The organism is Streptomyces sp. CAI-85, from assembly GCF_013363615.1.
Classification (GTDB): domain Bacteria; phylum Actinomycetota; class Actinomycetes; order Streptomycetales; family Streptomycetaceae; genus Streptomyces; species Streptomyces antibioticus_B.
Genome location: NZ_JAANNX010000006.1, coordinates 190,842 through 209,688, shown reverse-complemented (window position 1 = coordinate 209,688; position 18,847 = coordinate 190,842). Strand labels below are relative to the sequence as shown.

At 73.3% G+C, this 18,847-nt stretch carries 19 protein-coding genes and 1 pseudogene; 11 read left to right on the top strand and 9 right to left on the bottom strand.

What is annotated here, in order from left to right:
* Nucleotides 1-10: 10 nt before the first annotated feature.
* Nucleotides 11-1,816, bottom strand: coding sequence for a thiamine pyrophosphate-requiring protein (locus G6W55_RS11300; RefSeq protein ID WP_175520672.1), 1,806 nt, complete (start codon nucleotides 1,814-1,816; stop codon nucleotides 11-13).
* 45 nt (nucleotides 1,817-1,861) lie between these two features.
* Nucleotides 1,862-2,434, bottom strand: a complete 573-nt coding sequence (locus G6W55_RS11295; protein WP_175520671.1) for a cysteine hydrolase family protein — start codon at nucleotides 2,432-2,434, stop codon at nucleotides 1,862-1,864.
* Between the two features lie 160 nt (nucleotides 2,435-2,594).
* On the opposite strand from G6W55_RS11295, the gene G6W55_RS11290 reads away from it, so the two are divergent.
* Genes G6W55_RS11290 through G6W55_RS11280 form a run of 3 tightly spaced genes read left to right on the top strand, consistent with a single transcriptional unit; the run spans nucleotide 2,595 to nucleotide 4,230 of the window.
* Complete coding sequence (locus G6W55_RS11290; protein WP_175520670.1) at nucleotides 2,595-3,272, top strand: nucleotidyltransferase family protein; 678 nt, start codon at nucleotides 2,595-2,597, stop codon at nucleotides 3,270-3,272.
* Nucleotides 3,269-3,514, top strand: coding sequence for a BON domain-containing protein (locus G6W55_RS11285; protein ID WP_175520669.1), 246 nt, complete (start codon nucleotides 3,269-3,271; stop codon nucleotides 3,512-3,514). Before G6W55_RS11290 ends, G6W55_RS11285 begins: the two co-directional genes overlap by 4 nt.
* Nucleotides 3,511-4,230 (top strand): metallophosphoesterase, encoded by a 720-nt coding sequence (locus G6W55_RS11280; protein ID WP_175520668.1) that lies wholly within the window; start codon nucleotides 3,511-3,513, stop codon nucleotides 4,228-4,230. Before G6W55_RS11285 ends, G6W55_RS11280 begins: the two co-directional genes overlap by 4 nt.
* Here G6W55_RS11280 and G6W55_RS11275 read toward each other — a convergent pair.
* Nucleotides 4,223-5,194: an LLM class F420-dependent oxidoreductase gene (locus G6W55_RS11275; protein WP_175520667.1), complete on the bottom strand. Its 972-nt coding sequence runs from the start codon at nucleotides 5,192-5,194 to the stop codon at nucleotides 4,223-4,225. The genes G6W55_RS11280 and G6W55_RS11275 overlap by 8 nt on opposite strands.
* A 133-nt stretch (nucleotides 5,195-5,327) precedes the next feature.
* On the opposite strand from G6W55_RS11275, the gene G6W55_RS11270 reads away from it, so the two are divergent.
* A complete protein-coding gene (locus tag G6W55_RS11270) occupies nucleotides 5,328-5,888 on the top strand; it encodes a type 1 glutamine amidotransferase domain-containing protein (protein ID WP_175520666.1) in 561 nt (186 codons plus the stop codon).
* 21 nt (nucleotides 5,889-5,909) lie between these two features.
* Here the strand turns inward: G6W55_RS11270 and ligD are convergent.
* Nucleotides 5,910-6,828, bottom strand: a pseudogene (gene ligD, locus G6W55_RS11265) (non-homologous end-joining DNA ligase).
* A 287-nt stretch (nucleotides 6,829-7,115) separates the two neighbouring features.
* Between ligD and G6W55_RS11260 the strand changes: the two are divergent.
* Genes G6W55_RS11260 through G6W55_RS11250 form a run of 3 tightly spaced genes read left to right on the top strand, consistent with a single transcriptional unit; the run spans nucleotide 7,116 to nucleotide 12,022 of the window.
* Entirely contained in the window at nucleotides 7,116-9,473 is a 2,358-nt protein-coding gene (locus G6W55_RS11260) for a SpoIIE family protein phosphatase (protein ID WP_254876199.1), read from the top strand.
* Between the two features lie 29 nt (nucleotides 9,474-9,502).
* Nucleotides 9,503-11,629, top strand: a complete 2,127-nt coding sequence (locus G6W55_RS11255) for a SpoIIE family protein phosphatase (RefSeq protein ID WP_254876186.1) — start codon at nucleotides 9,503-9,505, stop codon at nucleotides 11,627-11,629.
* A 60-nt stretch (nucleotides 11,630-11,689) separates the two neighbouring features.
* On the top strand, nucleotides 11,690-12,022 hold the full coding sequence (locus tag G6W55_RS11250; RefSeq protein WP_175520664.1) for a DUF6479 family protein: 333 nt from the start codon (nucleotides 11,690-11,692) through the stop codon (nucleotides 12,020-12,022).
* Between the two features lie 7 nt (nucleotides 12,023-12,029).
* Here G6W55_RS11250 and G6W55_RS11245 read toward each other — a convergent pair whose 3' ends face one another.
* The 5 genes from G6W55_RS11245 to G6W55_RS11225 all read right to left on the bottom strand — a co-directional run bounded on the left by G6W55_RS11245 (nucleotide 12,030) and on the right by G6W55_RS11225 (nucleotide 16,291).
* Nucleotides 12,030-13,046 carry an iron-containing redox enzyme family protein gene (locus tag G6W55_RS11245; RefSeq protein WP_175520663.1) on the bottom strand — a complete coding sequence of 339 codons (1,017 nt, stop codon included), beginning with the start codon at nucleotides 13,044-13,046 and terminating at the stop codon, nucleotides 12,030-12,032.
* Complete coding sequence (locus tag G6W55_RS11240; RefSeq protein WP_175520662.1) at nucleotides 13,043-13,261, bottom strand: CDGSH iron-sulfur domain-containing protein; 219 nt, start codon at nucleotides 13,259-13,261, stop codon at nucleotides 13,043-13,045. The genes G6W55_RS11245 and G6W55_RS11240 overlap by 4 nt, the downstream gene beginning before the upstream one ends.
* Nucleotides 13,245-13,934 carry a HemK2/MTQ2 family protein methyltransferase gene (locus G6W55_RS11235; RefSeq protein ID WP_175520661.1) on the bottom strand — a complete coding sequence of 230 codons (690 nt, stop codon included), beginning with the start codon at nucleotides 13,932-13,934 and terminating at the stop codon, nucleotides 13,245-13,247. The genes G6W55_RS11240 and G6W55_RS11235 overlap by 17 nt, the downstream gene beginning before the upstream one ends.
* An 82-nt stretch (nucleotides 13,935-14,016) precedes the next feature.
* Nucleotides 14,017-14,736, bottom strand: a complete 720-nt coding sequence (locus tag G6W55_RS11230; protein WP_175520660.1) for an HAD family hydrolase — start codon at nucleotides 14,734-14,736, stop codon at nucleotides 14,017-14,019.
* Between the two features lie 13 nt (nucleotides 14,737-14,749).
* Nucleotides 14,750-16,291: an FAD-dependent oxidoreductase gene (locus G6W55_RS11225; protein ID WP_175520659.1), complete on the bottom strand. Its 1,542-nt coding sequence runs from the start codon at nucleotides 16,289-16,291 to the stop codon at nucleotides 14,750-14,752.
* 127 nt (nucleotides 16,292-16,418) lie between these two features.
* On the opposite strand from G6W55_RS11225, the gene G6W55_RS11220 reads away from it, so the two are divergent.
* From G6W55_RS11220 to G6W55_RS11205, 4 genes are all read left to right on the top strand, one after another.
* Nucleotides 16,419-16,895, top strand: a complete 477-nt coding sequence (locus G6W55_RS11220) for an SRPBCC family protein (protein ID WP_175520658.1) — start codon at nucleotides 16,419-16,421, stop codon at nucleotides 16,893-16,895.
* Nucleotides 16,896-16,973: 78 nt separating this feature from the next.
* Nucleotides 16,974-17,309 (top strand): hypothetical protein, encoded by a 336-nt coding sequence (locus G6W55_RS11215; protein WP_175520657.1) that lies wholly within the window; start codon nucleotides 16,974-16,976, stop codon nucleotides 17,307-17,309.
* A 108-nt stretch (nucleotides 17,310-17,417) separates the two neighbouring features.
* Nucleotides 17,418-17,921 carry a lamin tail domain-containing protein gene (locus tag G6W55_RS11210; RefSeq protein WP_175520656.1) on the top strand — a complete coding sequence of 168 codons (504 nt, stop codon included), beginning with the start codon at nucleotides 17,418-17,420 and terminating at the stop codon, nucleotides 17,919-17,921.
* 122 nt (nucleotides 17,922-18,043) lie between these two features.
* The gene (locus tag G6W55_RS11205; RefSeq protein WP_175520655.1) at nucleotides 18,044-18,844 is read left to right on the top strand and encodes a VOC family protein; all 801 of its coding nucleotides are present in this window, start codon (nucleotides 18,044-18,046) and stop codon (nucleotides 18,842-18,844) included.
* Nucleotides 18,845-18,847: the final 3 nt, after the last annotated feature.

Genomic DNA, 18,847 nt, shown 5'->3' with positions numbered 1-18,847 from the left:
ACGACCTCGCTCAGCGCCCGCTCTCCCCATGGCGGTTCCCCGGCAGAAAGTCCTGGATCTTGGCCTTGAAGCCCTGCCGCACCATCGCCCCGCGGTCGCTGTCGCCCTTGAGGACGGACGCCACCGCCGCCTCGATCTGCTCCAGCGTGGCGTGCGGCGGGATCGGCGGTACGGCCGGGTCGGTCACGAAGTCGAGCACGCACGGCCGGTCCGCCACGAGCGCCGTCTCCCACGCGCCGGCCACCTGCTCCGGCTTCTCCACCCGCACCCCGGCCAGACCGAGCGAACGCGCGAAGTCGGCGTAACCGACGTCGGGGAGCGACTGCGAGGGCAGGAACTGCGGGGCGCCGGACATGGCCCGCATCTCCCATGTCACCTGGTTCAGATCCTGGTTGTTGAACACGGCGACGATCAGCCGCGGATCCTCCCACTCCCGCCAGTACTTGGCGACGGTGATCAGCTCCGCCATGCCGTTCATCTGCATCGCCCCGTCCCCGACGAGCGCGATCGCGGGCCGGTCGCCGTGCGCGAACTTCGCCCCGATCGCGTACGGCACACCCGGACCCATCGTCGCGAGGGTGCCCGACAGCGAACCGCGCATCGCGCCGCGCAGCTTCAGATGACGGGCGTACCAGTTGGCGGCCGAGCCCGAGTCGGCGCTCAGGACGACGTTCTCCGGGAGGACGTCGTTGAGCGCGTGGGTGACCTGCTCCGGGTTGATCGGATCGGCGTCGACGGCAGCCCGCCGGTCCATGACCTCCCACCAGCGCGTGACGTTGTCCTCGATCTTCGTCCGCCACGCCGGGTCCTCGACCTGCTCCAGCAGCGGCAGCAGCCGGCGCAGGGTCCGGGCGGCGTCCCCGACGAGATTGACCTCGAACGGATAGCGCAGACCGACCATGTGCGGGTCGATGTCGATCTGCACGGCCCTGGCCTGCCCGAACTCCGGCAGGAACTGGCTGTAGGGGAACGACGAGCCGATCACCAGCAGCCCGTCGCACTCCCGCATCATCTCGTACGACGGCCTGGTGCCCAGCAGTCCGATCGCGCCGGTGACGTACGGCAGGTCGTCGTCGAGGGCGTCCTTGCCCAGCAGCGCCTTGGCCACCCCGGCGCCGAGCCGGTCGGCGACGGCCATCACCTCCGTACGGGCGTGCCGTGCGCCCTGGCCGATCAACAGGGCGATCTTTCCGCAGGAGTTGAGGACGTCGGCGGCCCGGCGCAGATCCTCGTCGTCCGGCACCGGCGCGTAGTGCGGCATGCCGAGGCTGGACGGCACCATCTTGAAGGCGTGCTCCGGCGGGGAGTAGTCGAGCTGCTGCACATCGGCGGGGACGATCACGGCGGTCACCGTGCGGCGGGCGATCGCGGTGCGCAGCGCCCGGTCCAGCACGTTCGGCAGTTGCTCCGGGACGGTGACCATCTCGCAGAAGTCCGAGGCGACGTCCTTGTACAGGCTCAGCAGGTCGACCTCCTGCTGGTAGGAGCCGCCCATCGCGCTGCGGTCGGTCTGCCCCACGATCGCCACGACCGGCACATGGTCGAGCTTGGCGTCGTAGAGGCCGTTGAGGAGATGGATGGCGCCGGGGCCCGAAGTGGCGGCGCAGACCCCGACCCGGCCGGAGAACTTGGCGTAGCCGACCGCCTGGAAGGCCGACATCTCCTCGTGGCGCGCCTGGATGAACCTGGGGTTGTCGTCGGCGCGGCCCCAGGCGGCGAGGAGGCCGTTGATGCCGTCCCCCGGGTAGGCGAAGACATGCTCCACCCCCCACTCGCGCAGCCGTCGCAGGATGTGGTCGGAGACCTTCGTCGACATGGTCGCAGCCTTTCGCAAAGGGGTTCGAGGCAGGGCGGGACACGGTCAGAGCGACCGGGTACCCCGGAAGTCCACGTCCCTCGCCCCCACGATCCGGGCGTCCATGTTGCGCTCCATCATCTCCAGGGCCGCCGCCTCCAGACGGGGATGGATGGAGGCGACCGCGTCCCTCGGCACGACGACCTCCAGATGGCGGATGTGCGCGTCCAACGCCGAGTACAGCACGCACTGTTCGGTGACCTGACCGCACAGCACCACCTGTCCGACGCCCAGTTGGGACAGCAGATAGGCCATCGGCGTCTCGTAGAAGATGGAGTGACGGGCCTTCATCACGAACAGCGCGTCGTCGTCGGGCAGGATCGGCTCGATCAGATCACGGTGCGGACGGTCCAGCGCGGTGCGCACGAGTTCGTCGTGCTGGGAGCGCCAGAGCCCGAAGTTGTCGTTCGCGTAGATCACCGGCACGTCCGCGTCCCGGGCCCGCCGGATCAGCTCCGCCACCACGGGCACGACCCCGGCGACGGAGGACACGAGCAGGTCGGCGTCCTTGTGCTCGTACGTGTTGATCATGTCGATCACGACGAGGGCGAGCCCCGTCGCCGATCCGGCCGTGCGCATGATGCCATCACCACCGTCGTGCGTGTCGTGCCAGTGTCCGTAAGCCGTGAAGCCGGGGCGGTCGCCCCGCGGGCGCGGGCCGCCGTGTGGCCGGCCCTCACACCGGGTACCCGGGCCCCGTCGTAGGAAGCGAAGGTCGTAGGAAGCGAAGGGAGTGGTCATGAGGCCGAACGCACCGGTGCCCGCCCGCGCGCACGGCTCCGCTCCGACCGGCCTGCACGTGGCGGCCGACGGGCCGGAGCCGCACCAGGAGCCCGACCTGCCGGCCGACCGCAGTCAGGCGATCCTGGAGACCACCAAGAAGGTCGGCGCCGTCCTGAAACGGTCCGGGCACCGGTTCGCGCTCGCCGGAGGCGTGGCGGTCTACGCGCAGGGCGGCAGCGCCCGGGGCGGGCTCCAGCACGACGCCGACTTCTGTGTCCTGCCCGAGGACGCCGAAGCCGTGGCGGCCGCGCTGCGCGAGGCCGGGCTCACCGTGCGCGTCCCGCCCGAGGACTGGCTGCTCAAGACCACCTGCCTCGGCCAGGACGTCGACATCATCTTCGAGCTGTCGTACGGCCCCGTCACGGCCGAGCTGCTGGACCGCGCCGACGACCTGCCCGTGGACTCGGTGCAGATGCCCGTGCTGTCCGCGACCGATCTCCTGGTCGGCCTGAACAGCGCCTTCTCCGAGCACCACTGCGACTTCGGGGCGGTGCTGCCGGTGGCCCGCGCGCTGCGCGAGAAGGTCGACTGGACGGAGGTGCGGCGCCGCTGCGCCGACCGGCCGATGCCGGCCGCGTTCCTCTACCTCCTCGAACGCCTCGACGTGATCGAGAAGGAGGGCGGGGACCGATGACCGCCGGCGAGTACCGCGTGGCCCACCTCGTGGAACGGCTGGCGGAGGGACACCCCGCCGCCCTGGGCATCCGCGTCGAGACCCGGGGCGAGACCGTCCTGGTGACCGGCACGGTGCCCTCCGCCGAGTGCCGCGACGACATCCTCGGCCTCGTCCACGAGACCCTGCCCGGCGTGCCCGTGCACGGCGATCTCGTCGTCGCGGACACCACCGCGCCCGATCACGCGGAGGAGCTTCCATGACCCGGGTGGCAGCCGTCGGCGACATCCACATGGGGCCCGAGAGCCAGGGCACCCTGCGCCCCGCCTTCGAGACCCTCCCCGACCGCGCCGACGTCCTCCTGCTGGCCGGCGACCTCACCCGGCACGGCACCCCGGAGGAGGCGCGGGTGGTCGCGCGCGAGATCACGGACCTGGGTGTTCCGGTGGTCGCCGTGCTGGGCAACCACGACCACCACGCCGACCGCGCCGACGAGGTCACGGCCGTCCTGCGGGACGCCGGCGCCCATGTCCTGGAGGGCGAGGCGACCGTCGTCACCCACGGCGGCGAGCGCATCGGCGTGGCGGGCACCAAGGGGTTCGGCGGGGGATTCGCGGGCCGCTGCGCCGGCGAGTTCGGCGAGCCCGTCATGAAGGAGTTCGTCCGCTACTCCCGCCTGCGCGCCGACAGTCTGCGCGGCGCCCTGGAGGAACTGGCCGGCGACGCGTGCGACGTACGCATCGCGCTGACCCACTTCTCGCCGGTGCCGGACACGCTGGCCGGCGAACCCCTGGAGATCTATCCCTTCCTCGGCAGCTATCTGCTCGCCGAGGCCATCGACTCGGCCGGCGCCGACCTCGCCGTCCACGGCCACGCCCACTCCGGTACGGAACACGGCCTGACCAGCGGCGGAGTGACCGTACGCAATGTGGCCCAGCCCGTCATCGGACGGGCCTTCCACGTCTACCACCTCAGGTGAACGCCTTACGCAGCGCCGGCAGCAGTGTCTTCTCCGACCAGTCCAGGAACCGGTGCTGCGACTCGCCCCCGATCTGGACGAGCGCGACCTCGGTGAACCCGGCCTCGGCGTACGGCCGTACGGCCTCCACGAAGTCGTCCGGATCGTCGCCGCACGGGACGGCCGCGGCCACGTCGTCGGGCGTCACGAACCGGGTCGCCTCCTCGAAGGAGTCCGGGTGCGGAAGCTCGGAGTTGACCTTCCAGCCGAGCCCCGACCAGCGGAACTGGTCGTGAGCGCGCCGCACGGCGGCCTCCCGGTCGGGATCGTGACAGACCGGCAACTGGCCCACCCTGGGCTTTCCGCGGCCGCCGTGCTCCTCGAACGCGTCCAGCAGCTCCTTGTCCGGCTCGGTGGCGATCACCAGATCCGCCAGCCGCCCGGCCAGCGCACAGGAACGGGCCCCGGAGACGGCGATCCCCAGAGGCGGCGGCGGGTCGGGCAGGTCCCACAGCCGGGCCGAGTCCACCTGGAAGTGCGGGCCGTGCCGCGTCACATGGCCGCCCTCGAACAGCTCCCGGATGATCAGCACGGCCTCTTCGAGCATCTCGTGCCGTACGTCCACCGAGGGCCAGCCGCGGCCCACCACATGTTCGTTGAGGTTCTCGCCCGCCCCGAGCCCCAGCCGGAACCTGCCCTCGGCCAGCAACTGGACGGTGGCCGCCTTCTGCGCCACCACCGCCGGGTGGTAGCGGACGGTCGGGCAGGTCACGTACGTCATGAGCGGGATGCGCGAGGTGGCCTGGGCGGCGGCACCGAGCAGGCTCCACGCGTACGGGGAGTGGCCCTGGGAGCGCAGCCACGGGAAGTAGTGGTCCGAGGTGACGGAGAAGTCGAAGCCCGCCGCCTCGGCGCGGACCACATGGTCCACCAGGTCCCGGGGGCCGGCCTGCTCGGTCATCATCGTGTATCCGATCTGCACCATAAAAGGACGACTATCCCTTCTGTCGGACCGAAAACGACCTGACCTGTTTTCACCGCACCCGTGTCGCCTCCCTCCTCCCGGGTACGCGGGGGCCGGACACCCCGTGCCCGTGACGAGAGGAAGTGGAACGATCATGCGCATCGCGTTTCTGACGGCACCCGAGGGCGTCGAGCAGGTCGAGCTGACCGAACCCTGGCAGGCCGCGCTGGACGCGGGCCACGAGCCCGTCCTGGTCTCGACCGAGCCGGGCGAGGTACGGGCCTTCGACCATCTCGACAAGGCGGACACGTTCCCGGTCGACGAGACCGCGGGCGAGGCGTCCGTGGACTCCTTCGGCGGGCTGGTCCTGCCCGGCGGGGTCGCCAATCCCGACTTCCTGCGCACCGACCGTGACGCCGTGGCGTTCGTGAAGGGCTTCTTCGACCGGGGGCTGCCGGTCGCGGCGATCTGCCACGCCCCCTGGACGCTCATCGAGGCGGACGTCGTACGCGGCCGCGAGCTGACCTCGTGGCCGAGCCTGCGCACGGACATCGGCAACGCCGGCGGCACCTGGGTCGACGAACAGGTGAAGATCTGCGACCACGGCACGAACCTGCTGGTCACCAGCCGCAAGCCGGACGACCTCAAGGCGTTCTGCGAGACGTTCCTGGACGTGTTCGCCAAGGCGGAGAAGCAGACGGCGTCCGCGAGCTAGGGGCAGCCGCGCACCGAGCCCCTATGCGGGCGAGGCGCGGAGCCGGTCCAGCCCGCGCCGCGCTGGCCCCAGCGCACGGCCCCGTCCGCCCAGCTCCGACCAGGGGCGGGTGCGGGCCTGGTCCAGGGCGTCGGCGACGCTCCACCGGCGCGGGCCGAGATCGGGGTCGTCCAACTGCTCCCAGGCGAACGGCGTGGCCACGGGCGCGCCAGGGCGGGCCCGCACGGTGTAGGGGGCGACGACCGTCTGGGCGTAGGCGTTGCGCTGGACGTCCAGGTAGAGGCGGTCGCCGCGGTCCTTCTTGCGGGCGGCGACGGTCAGCCGGTCGGGGTGTTCGGAGACGAGCAGCTCGGCGACGTCCCGCGCGAACCTCGTCGAAGCCGTGACGCCGTGCGAGCGGGACGACGACGTGCAGTCCGCGCGAGCCCGTCGTCATCGGCGCGCAGGGCAGCTCCAGCCGGTCCAGCACCTCCCGCAGCCGGTGGGCCGCCTCCCGTACGGGGGCGAAGTCGTCGGCGTCGCTGGGGTCGAGGTCGAAGACCATCAGATCGGGCCGGTCCGGCCGGTCCGCGCGGGACAGCCAGCGGTGCAGGGTCAGGCACGCCTGGTCGGCGAGCAGGACCAGGGTGGCCGGGTCGTCGCAGACCAGGTGGCGGACCGTGCCGCCCTCCTTCGGCAGGTCGACCCGGGTGACCCAGTCCGGATAGTGGTCCGGGGTGTTCTTCTGCATGAACCGGGGCCCGTCGAGCCCGTCCGGATACCGCTCCAGCATCAGCGGCCGGCCGCGCAGGTGCGGCAGCATGAACTCGGCCGCCGCCTCGTGGTACGCGACCAGGTCGGCCTTCGTGTATCCCTCGCCGTTCCCCAGGTCGGGGAGCAGCACCTTGCCGGGCCGGTGCACCTCGACGGTGTGCCGCCCCGCGCGGACCGTGCGCACCATGGGGTCGCCTCCCTCGGCAGGGGCCTGTCCGACCCGGGCCGCGTAACCGGCTCGGGGCGGGCGAAACCTTTCCGGAACCTTCCGCCCTCGACCTCCCGTGGCATGCTCGGACCATGGAGAGCGAGCCTGCACTCCCCGACCCCGCGCACCCCGATCCGCCGGGCCCCGAGCCCGCACAGCCCGGCCCCGCACATTCCGACGACGGAGCCGCCCCCGGTGTGCTCGCCCTCGCCAAGGTCGTGGCCAGGCTGCGCGCCGAGGTCGTGGACCTGGAAGGCGTCGCCTCGATGACGGCCGTCGTCGAACGCGCCAAGGGCGTCGTCATGGCCCAGGCGGGCGTACCGGCGGACGCGGCCTACGAGCTGCTGCTCGCCCGGGCCGCACGGCACCGGCGCACCCTGATGGAGGAGTGCTGGATCACCCTGGGCCGCACGGGCCGCGCCGGCCGTGACTTCGCGCAGCCGCCGTCTCCCGCTGCGGAGCCGGAAACCGAGGCGTCCGAGGACGGCTCCGGCCGCTCACCGTTCGACACCCGCCAGTACCTGCCCGGCACCGGCCGGGAGACGCCGCTGTCCGGGTTCGCCGACGCCCTGGCCGGTGCCCGCACCTGCGGGGACATCGCCCGTCTGCTGCGGACCGCGCTGTCCGGCGCGGCGGGCGTGGACGCCGTGATGATCTACACCGTCACGGCCGCCGGCACCCTGGAACTCGCCGGGCACGCGGGCGTCGACGCCGCCCTTGCCGCACAGTGGAGCCACATCCCGCCGCTCGCCGGTGTCGCCGCCCTGGCGGCGGTCGCCGAGGGCGAGCCGCTCTGGCTGGAGGACCCGGCGCGCGACGCCACCCGCTATCTGCTGATCGGCGATCCGCCCGCCCGCTGGCCCTCCCGCGCCTGGATCCCCGTCCCCGAGGAGCGCACGGCCGCCGCTGTCGTCGGCTTCCTGCGCACCCGCCCCGGCCCGTTCGACACCTCGACGCGGTCCCTGCTGCGCCGGGCCGTCCGCCTGTGCGCCGGACCGCTGCGCGGCCCTCTGCCCGGCACGCCGCGCCGCCCCTCGCACGACGGCCGGGACGGGGCGGGATCCGACCCGGTGCGGGACGACGTCGACACCGTCCAGCGGATCTTCGACGCCCTGCCAGGACCCGCCGTCCTGCTGCTCCCGCTGTGGACCGAGGCGGGCGCGGTCGAGGACTTCCGGATCGAGGCGGCGGCCCCCGAGTCCGTCGACGTGGCGGGCCGCCGGGGCAAGGAACTGGTGGGCCGCAGCATCCTGGAGACGTATCCGACGGTGGCCGGCAGCCCCCTGTGGGACGCGTACCTGGACACGCTGACGACGGGCACCACCTACGACAGCGAACCCTTCGCCTACGAGGAGGTGCTCGCCGGCGTCCCCCGCCGGTCCAGCTACTCCGTGCGGGTCTCCCGGCTCGGCGGCCGGCTGGTCGTGTCCTGGATCCGCCACGACACGGGCGAGCGCGAGGCCCGCCGGCTCGCCGACATGCAGCGCCTGGGCAATCTGGGCTGGGCGCGATGGGACCTCACCACGAACACCATCACCTGGTCCGAGCAGGTCTACGCGATCTTCGACCGGGATCCCGGCCGGGGCCCCATGACCCTGGAGGAGCTGCCCGGGCATCTGGTCCCCGACGATCTGCCCAGGCTCGGCACGGCCGTACGGCGGCTGCTGGGCGAGGGCCGGGCCATCGACCAGCCCTTCCGGATCACGGTCGCGGACGGCGTACGGCATCTGCGGATCGTCGCCGAGGCGCAGACCGACGCCGACGGCACCGCCGTGGAGGTGCACGGCTTCTTCCAGGACCTCACCGCGCAGCGGGACGCCGAGATCGCCCTCGGCGAGAGCGAACGCGCCAACCTCGTCCAGCGCGGCATGCTCCAGGCCGAACGCGCCCTCGCCGCCCGCCTCCAGGAGACGCTGCTGCCGATCCCCGAACAGTCGCTGGAGCTGGCCGGCCTGTGCGTGGACGTCGCCTACGTCCCCGCCGGCACCGGGGTGAACGTCGGCGGCGACTGGTACAGCGCCATCGAACTCCCCGGCGGCAACGCCCTGTTCGTGGTCGGGGACGTGGCCGGACACAGTCTCGCCGCCGTCGGCACCATGGCCCAACTCCGGTTCACCGCCAAGGGGATGGCCGTCACCGGGTCGGCCCTCCCCGATGTCCTGAGCAGGCTCAACACCCTGCTGCTGCACACCGCGGGCGACGCGTACGCGACCAACGCCACCATGATCATGGGCTGTTACCGCGCCGAGGACCGGCGGCTGACCTGGGTACGGGCCGGACATCTGCCGCCCCTGCTGATCCGGGGCGGGGAGGCCACGTTCCTGCCGCAGCCCGAGGGCATCCTGCTCGGGGCGGCGCGCGACCCGGTGTTCGGCCAGGCCGTGATCGACCTGCTGCCCGGCGACCACCTCCTGATGTACACCGACGGGCTGGTGGAGAACCCGGGGGAGGACATCGGCGTGGGATTCGACCGGCTTGCCGGGACGGCGCTGCGGCTGCTGCGCACCGACGGCGTCGAGGCACTCGCCCCCGCCCTGGCGGCCCTGCGGCCCCGCCACCGGGACGACATCTGCGTCCTGGACATCCATGTGCCCGACGGATCGGCCGCGTACGGCGTGGGGTAGCGGCCCCGGAAACGGACTAATGTTTATGCATGGGCGGTTTTCGAGCGGCCGTGCCGCACGCCGCGCCGGATGCCGTGCCCGACGCGATGGACGCGGCGCTGCTGGACGTGGTCGACGACAGCGGCGCGTCCCGCGGTCTGCTCTACGTCCTGCCCCCTTCCGGTGACGCCCTGTGGCTGGTGGCGCTGACCGGCGCGCCCCGCGAGATGGCCCTGCCCTGGGCCCGGGTGGGCCTGTCCGAGCCCGTCGCGGTGGCGGACGCCGTACGCCGGGGCGGGCTGGTGTGGGTGGGGGACATCGAGGAGATGGCGCGCCGCTACCCGCGCACCTCGCTCGTGCTGCCGTACCCCTTCTCGCTGGCCGCCGCCCCGCTCACCGCCGAGGGCGCCACCGTCGGCGGTCTGGTGCTGCTGTGGCCGGGCTCGCACCCGGCCCTGCTCAGCGACCGCGAGCGGGAGGCCGTCGACGCGGGCTGCCGCCGCCTCGGCCGGCTGCTGCACCGCGTGGCCGGGGACTGCGGACTGTGCCCGCCGGACGAGCCGCGGATCCTGCCGCACCCGCTGCGCACCCGCGCCGTGTCGGCCGAGGCGGGCGAACTCGCCGCGTACGTCGCCCGGCTGCCCGGCGGCGCCTGCGCCCTGGACATGACCGGCCGGTTCACCTTCGTCACGCCCGGGGCCGCCGACCTCCTCGGCGTCCCCGTCGACGAACTGGTGGGCGCGCTGCCCTGGGAGGCCCTGCCGTGGATGGACGTCCCCGAGGTCGAGGACCGCTACCGGTCGGCCCTGGTCAGCGAGCAGCCCACCACCTTCATGGCGGTGCGCCCACCGGACGTGCCGCTGGTCTTCGAGCTGTACCCGGACCCGTCCGGGATCAGCGTCCGCATCACCCCAGGCGACCCCCTCGCCGGACCCGGCCCGGCCACGGCGGCCGAACACCCCGCCGGACCCGGCCGCGCCGGGCTGCTGTACCACCTGATGCACCTGGCCGCCACGCTCACCGAGGCCGTCGGGGTCCAGGACGTCGTGAACCAGGCCGCCGACCAGCTCATGCCCGCCCTCGGCGCCAAGGCCATGGCCCTGATGGCGGCCCGCGACGGCCGGCTGCGGATGCTCGGCCACCGCGGCTACGACGCCGAACTGATGGCCCGCTTCGACGACCTCCCGCTCACCGCGGACACCCCCGCCGCCCGCGTGGTCGACACCTGCACCCCGCACTTCTTCACCAGCTTCGACGAGCTGCGGCGCCTCTACCCGCGGGCCGTCCAGCTCGACGACAAGGCGTCCTGGGCGTTCCTCCCGCTGGTCGCCTCCGGCCGCGCCATCGGCTCGCTCGTCCTCGCCTACGACCGCCCCCAGCACTTCCCGCCCTCCGAACGCGCGGCCCTCACCGCCCTGGTCGGCCTGGTCGGACAGGCCCTCGAACGCGGCCGCCTCTACGACACCCAGTACACCGTCGCCCATCAGCTCCAGGCCGCCCTGCTGCCCCGGCGCCTGCCGACACCGCCCGGACTGCGGGTCGCCGCCCGCTACCGGCCGTCCGGCCACGGCATGGAGGTCGGCGGCGACTTCTACGACCTGATCCGCCTCGACGACACGACCGTGGCCGCCGCGATCGGCGACGTCCAGGGGCACGACGTGGACGCGGCCGCGCTGATGGGGCAGGTGCGCACCGCGGTCCACGGCCACGCGATGGCCGGCTCCGCGCCCGCCGACGTCCTCAGCACCACCAACCGGCTCCTGGTCGACCTGGACGCGGGCCGGTTCGCGAGCTGTCTCTACGCCCATCTGGACCTGGTCCGCCGGACCGTCTGCCTGGCCAGCGCCGGCCATCCGCCCGCCGTGCTGCGGCATCCGGACGGCCGCACCGAGGTGCTCGACGTCCCGCCCGGCCTGCTCCTCGGCATCGAACCCGACGCCGCCTACCAGGCCGCCGCCTACCCGCTGCCGCCGGGCAGCGTCCTCGTGCTGTACACCGACGGGCTGGTGGAACGCCCCGGACTCGACCCGGACGAGGCCGTCACCGCGCTCGCGGGCCACCTCGCCGCCGCCGACCCCGGTGACCTGGACGCCGTGGCCGACCATCTCATCGGCCATGCCGCCGAGCCGGTCGACGACATCGCCCTGCTGGTCATCGGCGTGGACCCGTCCGGGTGACATGGAGCGGAAGGCGTCGTTCCGTGGCATTCAACGCCGGGCGGCGGGTACCCGGCGGCGATGAACACGACACTTGCGCAGACAGCCGCCGCGGCGTCGGGGGCGGGCATGGCCGTCATCGTCGTCCTCGGGGTGCTCATCACGGTGATGCTGGTGTGGGCCGTACGCCTCGGCATCGGCGTACGGCGCCGGGAGCCCGCCCCGCCGCGGCCCGCGGAGCAGCCGACGCCGCCCGCCTCGGGGCCGGTCCACGAGGAGCGCGAGGTGCGCGAACCCAACGAGGTGCCGCGGGCCGGCGACGGCGGCGAACGCCTCGACCCGCACCAGCTCGGCGGCGGCCCCAGCCGGCGCAGCGCGGACCAGTCCCGGCCGCGGTTCGACGACAGGCCCTGAGCGTCCCTCACGGGGCCAGGACCGTGCCGCCGCTCTTCCAGGCGTCCAGGAGGCGGGCCGCCAGGCGGTCCTCCAGGAAGGCGGTCGTCCGGATCCCGAACACCACGTCGGCGTCCAGGTGCGGTTCGCTCTCCAGGAGACCGCCCACGACGTCATGGCGGACGACCTGTTCGTGGACGGCGTCCGCCTCCACGTGCTCGGTGTAGAACCGCACGGCCGCGGGGCCCGCGCCCACCCGGCGCAGGGCCTCCGCCAGCCGGCGGGAGGCCGGGGAGGAGGTCACCTCGACGGCGGCGAAATGCCCGACCAGCGCGGCGCGCAGCGCCCGGTGGAGGCCGAACAGGGACATCTGGTTGACGACGGCGAGGGCCTCGGCCGGCGCGGCGTCGAGATAGTGCCCGTACGCCGTGTCCAGCCCCAGGTCCTCCATCAGGTCGGCGAACAGCTCCGCGTGGATCTCCTGCGGGCGCCCCGCGCCGAACTCGTCGAACTCCACCGCGACCATCGCCGCCTTGGCCCGCCCGCGCAGCCTCGGGATGACCCAGGCGTGCGGGTCGGCCTCCTTGAGGTGGTAGAGCGAGCGCACCGCCGCGTACTCGCGCAGCCGGTCGACGGTGCCGTGGTCCCGCAGGAAGTACGACACGCCCCCGTCGTCGCCGACCGGCTCGATCTGGAGCGCGTCGAGCGCCTCCGCGGCCGTCTGCGTGTTGTCCACCGGCACATCCGCGCGCAGCGCGCCGAGGAAGCGGTCCTCCAGGGCGGCGCGGTGGGCGAGCAGCGCGCCGTCCCACTCCAGCCGGTCGGAGACGCCGTCGAACCCCTCGTAGTGCAGTTCGTAGAGGACGTACAGGGCGAGCTGTACGTCGTCGCCGTAGGGCGGGCAGTCCGCGGGCACGGGGGAGAGGCGCATGGCGCGCGGGTCGCGCAGGGCGGCCAGCACCTCGGCCGAGAGCGGGCCGCGCGGCGCGGGCAGCGGTGGCGGGCGGCGGCGGACGTCGCGCCGCCGGGCGGGTGCGTCGGTCATCGCGGGTCGTCCCCTCGGCGTGGCTCGCGGCGGCGGTGGCTGGTGTCGCACCAGGGCATCGTCCGGCTGCGGCGGCAGGTGCACAGCGCCACCGTGAACCGGTGGGACACCTTCACCTCGCCGTCCTCGCCCACCACCTCGACCGGGCCCTCCACCAGCAGGGGGCCGTCGCGCTGGACACGGACACGGCGCGGACGCTCAGGCGTGTTCGGCACGGATCACCACCAGTTCCTCCGTCGTACTGTCGGCCGTACCGCCGGCCACCAGCCCGCGGGCGCGCAGCCAGGACAGGCGGGAACGCAGGACACGGCCGAACGGCAGCCGCGCCCGGTCGACGACCTCGGCGCGCAGCCCGGCCGCCGCGAGCCGGTCCACCGTGGCGTCGACGCCGCTCAGATGCGAGTGCACCATCAGCAGCGTTCCCGCCGGCCGCAGGACCGCGGGCGCGGCGTCGCAGATCCGGTCGATCAGCAGCCGGCCGTCCCGCCCCGCGTCCCACGCCCTGGCCGTGCCGCGGGGCGGCGCGTCGTCCGGCGCGGGTACGTACGGCGGGTTGGAGACCACGAGGTCGAAGCGGCGGCCCGGCACGGCGTCCACCAGGTCGCCGTGGCGCACCCGGACGGTCTCGCCGTTGAGCAGGGCGTTGAACCGCGCGGCGGCGACGGCCCGCCAGGAGATGTCCACCGCCGTCACCCGCCCGCCCAGGCGCGCCGCCTCCACCGCGAGCAGACCGCTGCCGGTGCCCAGGTCGAGGACGTCGGTCCGGCCGGTGATGCCCTCGCGGCGCATCGCCCGTCTCAGCAGACCGGTGTCGGCCTGCGGGCGGTAGACGCCGCGGGGGACCCAGCAGCGCGGCGGGGGAGCGAGGGCGAGGGTCTCGACCGTCATCGGGCTCCTCCGGAAGGGTTGTCGGTGGACGGGACGTCACACGAGTACCCCCTGGTCGCGGACGTAACGGCGAGCCGGTCCGTCACCCGGGCGGGGTGTCCGGCAGCGCGGCGAGCAGTGCGGCCGGGTCGGCGTGGACGGCGTCGGCGCCCGCCTCCTCCAGGTCGTGGCGCGGGATGCCGCCGCACAGCAGGCCCACACAGCGCACTCCCGCGCGGCTGCCCGCCCGCATGTCCCAGACGGTGTCCCCGACGAACACCGCGCGCTCCGCCGGAACGCCGGCCAGTTCCAGGGCCCGTTCGACCGGTTCGGGGGCCGGTTTGCCCTCGGTGACGTCGTCGGCGCTCGCCGTCGCCGTGATGGCGTCGTCCGCGTCGATCGCGCGGCGCAGCGCGGACAGCTCGTGGCCGCTCGCCGAGGTGGCCAGCACGATCGTCCAGCCGTCGTCCGCCAGCCGGCGCAGCAGGCGTCCCGCGTCCGGCAGCGGCGCGAGGCGCTCGAAGTACTGGGCGTAGAGCGCCTTGTGGGCCGCGTCGAGGCCCGCCGCCTCCTCGCGGGCGCGTTCCTCGCCGAGGAGCCGGGTGACGAGGTCGTCGGAGCCGAGGCCGACGGCCCGGTGCACGGCATGCGTGGGGATCATGTGTCCGGCCTGGCGGAACGCCTCCCACCAGGTCACCACGTGCAGGGAGTTGGTGTCGACGAGAGTGCCGTCCACGTCGAACACGGCGGCGCGGGCCCCGGGTTCGTAGGTGCGGTGGTCCGCGTCGGACAGGGGTGACTCCGGTGACTCCTGCGGGGACATGGGGAACTCCTCGTCACATGGGGGGCGTTGAGATGTCACGCCGTTCCAGCGGCCGGACGGCGGGCCCCTGGAGGACCTGTCCGTCCGGGGCGAAACGGGAGCCGTGGCACGGGCACTCCCAGGCCCGTTCGGCGGCGTCGAAGGCCACCGGGCAGCCGAGATGCGTGCAGCGCGCCGACACCGCGTGCAGCCGGCCGTCGTCGTCCCGGTGCACGGCGCAGAGCCGCCCGTCCACGCGCACCACGGCCCCCTGGCCGGGCGGGACGTCCTGCGGGGCGGTCCCGGTCGCGGCCGGCAGCCGGCCGCCGACGAAGTGCCGGGCCACCTGCGCCTGATGCCTGAGGAAGGCCGTCCCCTCACGGACCACGGACGCCACCCGGCGGGGATCGTAGAGGTCCTGCCACGCGACCTTCCATCCGGCGAGGAGGTCGGCGAGCAGCCGGCCCGCCATGACGCCGCCGCTCAGCCCCCAGCCGCCGAACCCGGTCGCCACGTACGTGTGGCGGCTGCCGGGGTGCAGCGGCCCGATCAGCGGCACGGAGTCGGTGGAGTCGTTGTCCTGCGTGGCCCACCGGTGGGTGACCGTGAACCCGGGGAAGTGCTCCCCGGTCCAGGCCGTCAGCCGGGCGAACCGCTCCTCGACGTCGGCGGTGCCGGGCGTGAAGTGCTCGCCGGTGACGATCAGCAGGCGCCGGCCGTCCCCGTACGGTGCGGAGCGCACGGACCGGGTGGCGCGTTCCGGCGTGATGTACATGTCGCGCGGGGCCAGGGCCTCGTCGACGGGACCCGCGAGGACCAGTTCGCGGCGCGGGGAGAGCCGGGTGAAGAGGAGGGCGCGGTCGAAGACGGGGTAGTGGGTGGCGACCACGACCTCGCGGGCGCGCACCGAGACCCCGGCGTCGGTGGTCAGCACGCACGGCTCGCCCTCGGACAGGCCGACGACGCGGGTGCCCTCGTAGACGGCACCGCCGCGCCGGCGCAGCTCGTCCGTGAGCGCCAGCAGATACGCGCGCGGGTGGAACTGGGCCTGCCCGGTCACCCGGACCGCTCCGGAGACCGCGAACGGCAGTTCGGTCTCCGTGACGAACTCGGCGGGCAGCCCCGCCTCGCGCGCCGCCTCGGCCTCCGCCCGCAGCCGGGGGATCTGCCGGGAGTCCTCGGCGTAGGTGAGGGCCGCGGTCTCCTCCCAGTCGCAGTCGACGCCCAGCTCCGCGGCGATCCCGGCGGCGTGCCGGATCGCCTCGCTCTGCGACCGCGCGTACAGCCGCGCCCCTTCTGGGCCCCGGGTCCGGCGCAGACGGTCGTACATGAGGGTGTGCAGCGCGCTCAGCTTGGCCGTGGTGTGCCCGGTCACCCCGGCGGCGACCCGCCCGGCCTCCAGCACGGCCACACCCCGCCCCTGCCGGACCAGCTCCCAGGCCGTCGACAGCCCCGCGATCCCGCCACCGATCACGGCGACATCGACCTCGAGATCACCGGCCGGCGGTGGCGCGGGGGCGCCGGGCGGCGCGGTCTCCAGCCAGTACGAGCCCTGGACTGCCGTATCGCTGTTCATGCCGCCCGAGTGCCCACCGCACGGCGACCGGAACGGGCCGTCTCTCGGGAGACGCCGTGATCCGGAGGTCTTCATACCGCCGAGCCGGGTACCCGGAGCCGCCCGGACCACAGGCGAGGAGGAACAGATGAGCACGGTGAAGGAAGCGGTGGACGTGGACGTTCCCGTCCGCACGGCCTACAACCAGTGGACGCAGTTCGAGGAGTTCCCGAACTTCATGGAGGGTGTCGAGGAGGTGCGGCAGCTCGACGACCGGCACAACCACTGGACGACGAAGATCGGCGGGGTACGGCGCGAGTTCGACACCGAGATCGTCGACCAGTTGGCGGACGACCGGATCACCTGGCGCTCCGTCGACGGCGACACCCGGCAGCGCGGCTCGGTCCGCTTCGAGCGCCTGGACGACACCCACACGCGCGTGGAACTCACCATGGACGTCGAGCCCACCGGTATGGCCGAGAAGGGCGCGGACCTGACCGGTGTGATCGGCCGCCGGGTGAAGGGCGACATGCGCCGGTTCAAGGAGTACGTCGAGCAGCGCGACGTCGGGTCCGGTGCCTGGCGCGGCCGTATCCGTCCCGGGGACCCGGGCTCGGTGCAGTGAGCGGGGCGGGGCGCCCGACCCTCTGAAGCTCCTCAAGTCCCTTGGCAGGCAAGGAATTCGGCGGCCAGGATGCCGTGCATGACAGGATTCCTGGGGTTGAGCCGGACGAGTGACGTGGTGTTGACGATCCGGGACGCGGACGTGGTCGCCGCGGCGCTGCGCGAGGCGCTCGCGTCGGCGTCGCCGGAGGAGCGGCCGGGGCTGGAACGGGCCGCCGTGCTCGTGGAGTCGACCGTCGGCGCCGACGGGCCGCGGCTGCGCGCCCGGTGGGTCCGCGCGCGGCTCGCGGCGGCCGGTTTCGAGGGGGACATCTCCTCGGTCGCGGCGGTGAAGGCGCTGCGCCGCGCGGAGCCGACGCTGAGCCTGCCGGCCGCCGTACAGCTTCAGCGGGAGGCGGTGGCCCACCCGGAATGAACGGACCGGAGGCCCCCGCCTTCACGATTTCCTCACACGGCGTACACCCCCTGATCACCTCGGGTAGGCTCCTCACGCTTCACTCGCACCAATGAGGGGGGAATCCTCATGTCCATACGCCGTGCCTTCGCCGTGTCGGCCGCCGCTGCCGCCGCCGGGACGCTCGCCGTGGTCACCGCCGTGCCGGCCCAGGCCGCCGAGTACACGTCCGCGCTGAAGGTCAAGGGTGTCCAGTACGACGCCCCGGGCACCGACTCCAACCGCTGCTCGGGCGGCAATACCAAGAACGAGTACCTGACGATCAAGAACTACTCGCGGACCGCGACCGTCAACCTCAAGGGGTACGTCGTCAAGGACGCCACGGGGAACAAGTTCACCTTCACTGCCTCCCACAAGCTGGAGCCGGGGGACTACGTGAAGCTGCGCGGCGGCCGGGGCACCGACTCCGACGCCGGCAATGTCGTCTACCGCCAGAACTGCAACTTCATCTGGAACAACGACAAGGACACCATCTACCTGCTGAAGCCCGGCGGGGCCCGCGCCGACGTGCACTCGTACACCAAGCGCGCCAACGACGCCGACGGCAACGGGTACATCAACTACCACGGCTGACGGACCACGGGGGTCTCCGTACCCCTTCATGACGAGCCGTCCGCCCGGCTCAGGCGCACCTGACGGGCGCGTGCCGCACCCCGGTGTCAGGCTGGGAGGACCGCTCCGTGAAGGGAACCCCCATGATCACCACCGACTTCGCCCCGGGCAGCCCCTGCTGGCTCGACCTCGGCGCTCCCGACGTCCGGGCCGCCGCGTCCTTCTACGCCGCGGTCCTGGGCTGGGAGTACGAGCCGATGGGGGAGGGGGTGGAGGGGGGTATGTTCCGCAAGGACGGAAAGATCGTCGCCGGGCTGGGCAAACTCACCGAGGAGGGCGCCCGCCCGGCGTGGATGATCTACTACAGCGTCCCCGACGCGGACGCCGCCGCGCAGACCGTCGAGCGCCTCGGCGGCACCGTCCGGGTGCCGCCGACGGACCTCGACGAATGGGGCCGGATGGCCCAGTTCAGCGACCCGCTCGGCGGCCAGTTCGCCGCCTGGCAGCCGGGCACGACCAAGGGCGTGGACCTGGTCGACGCCCCCGGCTCCCTCTCCTGGGTCGAGCTGTACACGACCGACGCGGCCGCCGCGAAGGAGTTCTACGGCGAGGTCTTCGGCTGGATCTTCGACGCCATGGACCTCCAGGGCGACGCGGGCGAGTACGACCTGATCACCCCCGCCGGACTGCCCGAGGAGCGGATGCACGGCGGCGTCATGGAGATGACCGAGGTCAATCTCACCCTCACCGACGGCCGCCCCTACTGGCACCCGGTCTTCGGCGTCGAGGACTGCGACGCCGCGGTCGCGAAGGTCACGGAGAACGGCGGCAGCGTCCAGATGGGCCCCGAAGACGTCCCCGACGTCGGCCGCCTGGCCGTCTGCCTCGACCCCTGGAACGCAGACTTCGTCCTCCTGGCCGCCCAGCCACCCACCTCGACCTGAGGC

Excerpts from the sequence above, each read along its gene's own strand:
- G6W55_RS11300 (WP_175520672.1), bottom strand. The coding sequence starts at position 1,816 with ATGTCGACGAAGGTCTCCGACCACATCCTGCGACGGCTGCGCGAGTGG.
- G6W55_RS11295 (WP_175520671.1), bottom strand. The coding sequence starts at position 2,434 with ATGCGCACGGCCGGATCGGCGACGGGGCTCGCCCTCGTCGTGATCGAC.
- G6W55_RS11290 (WP_175520670.1), top strand. The coding sequence starts at position 2,595 with ATGAGGCCGAACGCACCGGTGCCCGCCCGCGCGCACGGCTCCGCTCCG.
- G6W55_RS11285 (WP_175520669.1), top strand. The coding sequence starts at position 3,269 with ATGACCGCCGGCGAGTACCGCGTGGCCCACCTCGTGGAACGGCTGGCG.
- G6W55_RS11280 (WP_175520668.1), top strand. The coding sequence starts at position 3,511 with ATGACCCGGGTGGCAGCCGTCGGCGACATCCACATGGGGCCCGAGAGC.
- G6W55_RS11275 (WP_175520667.1), bottom strand. The coding sequence starts at position 5,194 with ATGGTGCAGATCGGATACACGATGATGACCGAGCAGGCCGGCCCCCGG.
- G6W55_RS11270 (WP_175520666.1), top strand. The coding sequence starts at position 5,328 with ATGCGCATCGCGTTTCTGACGGCACCCGAGGGCGTCGAGCAGGTCGAG.
- G6W55_RS11260 (WP_254876199.1), top strand. The coding sequence starts at position 7,116 with ATGACGGCCGTCGTCGAACGCGCCAAGGGCGTCGTCATGGCCCAGGCG.
- G6W55_RS11255 (WP_254876186.1), top strand. The coding sequence starts at position 9,503 with ATGGGCGGTTTTCGAGCGGCCGTGCCGCACGCCGCGCCGGATGCCGTG.
- G6W55_RS11250 (WP_175520664.1), top strand. The coding sequence starts at position 11,690 with ATGAACACGACACTTGCGCAGACAGCCGCCGCGGCGTCGGGGGCGGGC.
- G6W55_RS11245 (WP_175520663.1), bottom strand. The coding sequence starts at position 13,046 with ATGACCGACGCACCCGCCCGGCGGCGCGACGTCCGCCGCCGCCCGCCA.
- G6W55_RS11235 (WP_175520661.1), bottom strand. The coding sequence starts at position 13,934 with ATGACGGTCGAGACCCTCGCCCTCGCTCCCCCGCCGCGCTGCTGGGTC.
- G6W55_RS11230 (WP_175520660.1), bottom strand. The coding sequence starts at position 14,736 with ATGTCCCCGCAGGAGTCACCGGAGTCACCCCTGTCCGACGCGGACCAC.
- G6W55_RS11225 (WP_175520659.1), bottom strand. The coding sequence starts at position 16,291 with ATGAACAGCGATACGGCAGTCCAGGGCTCGTACTGGCTGGAGACCGCG.
- G6W55_RS11220 (WP_175520658.1), top strand. The coding sequence starts at position 16,419 with ATGAGCACGGTGAAGGAAGCGGTGGACGTGGACGTTCCCGTCCGCACG.
- G6W55_RS11215 (WP_175520657.1), top strand. The coding sequence starts at position 16,974 with ATGACAGGATTCCTGGGGTTGAGCCGGACGAGTGACGTGGTGTTGACG.
- G6W55_RS11210 (WP_175520656.1), top strand. The coding sequence starts at position 17,418 with ATGTCCATACGCCGTGCCTTCGCCGTGTCGGCCGCCGCTGCCGCCGCC.
- G6W55_RS11205 (WP_175520655.1), top strand. The coding sequence starts at position 18,044 with ATGATCACCACCGACTTCGCCCCGGGCAGCCCCTGCTGGCTCGACCTC.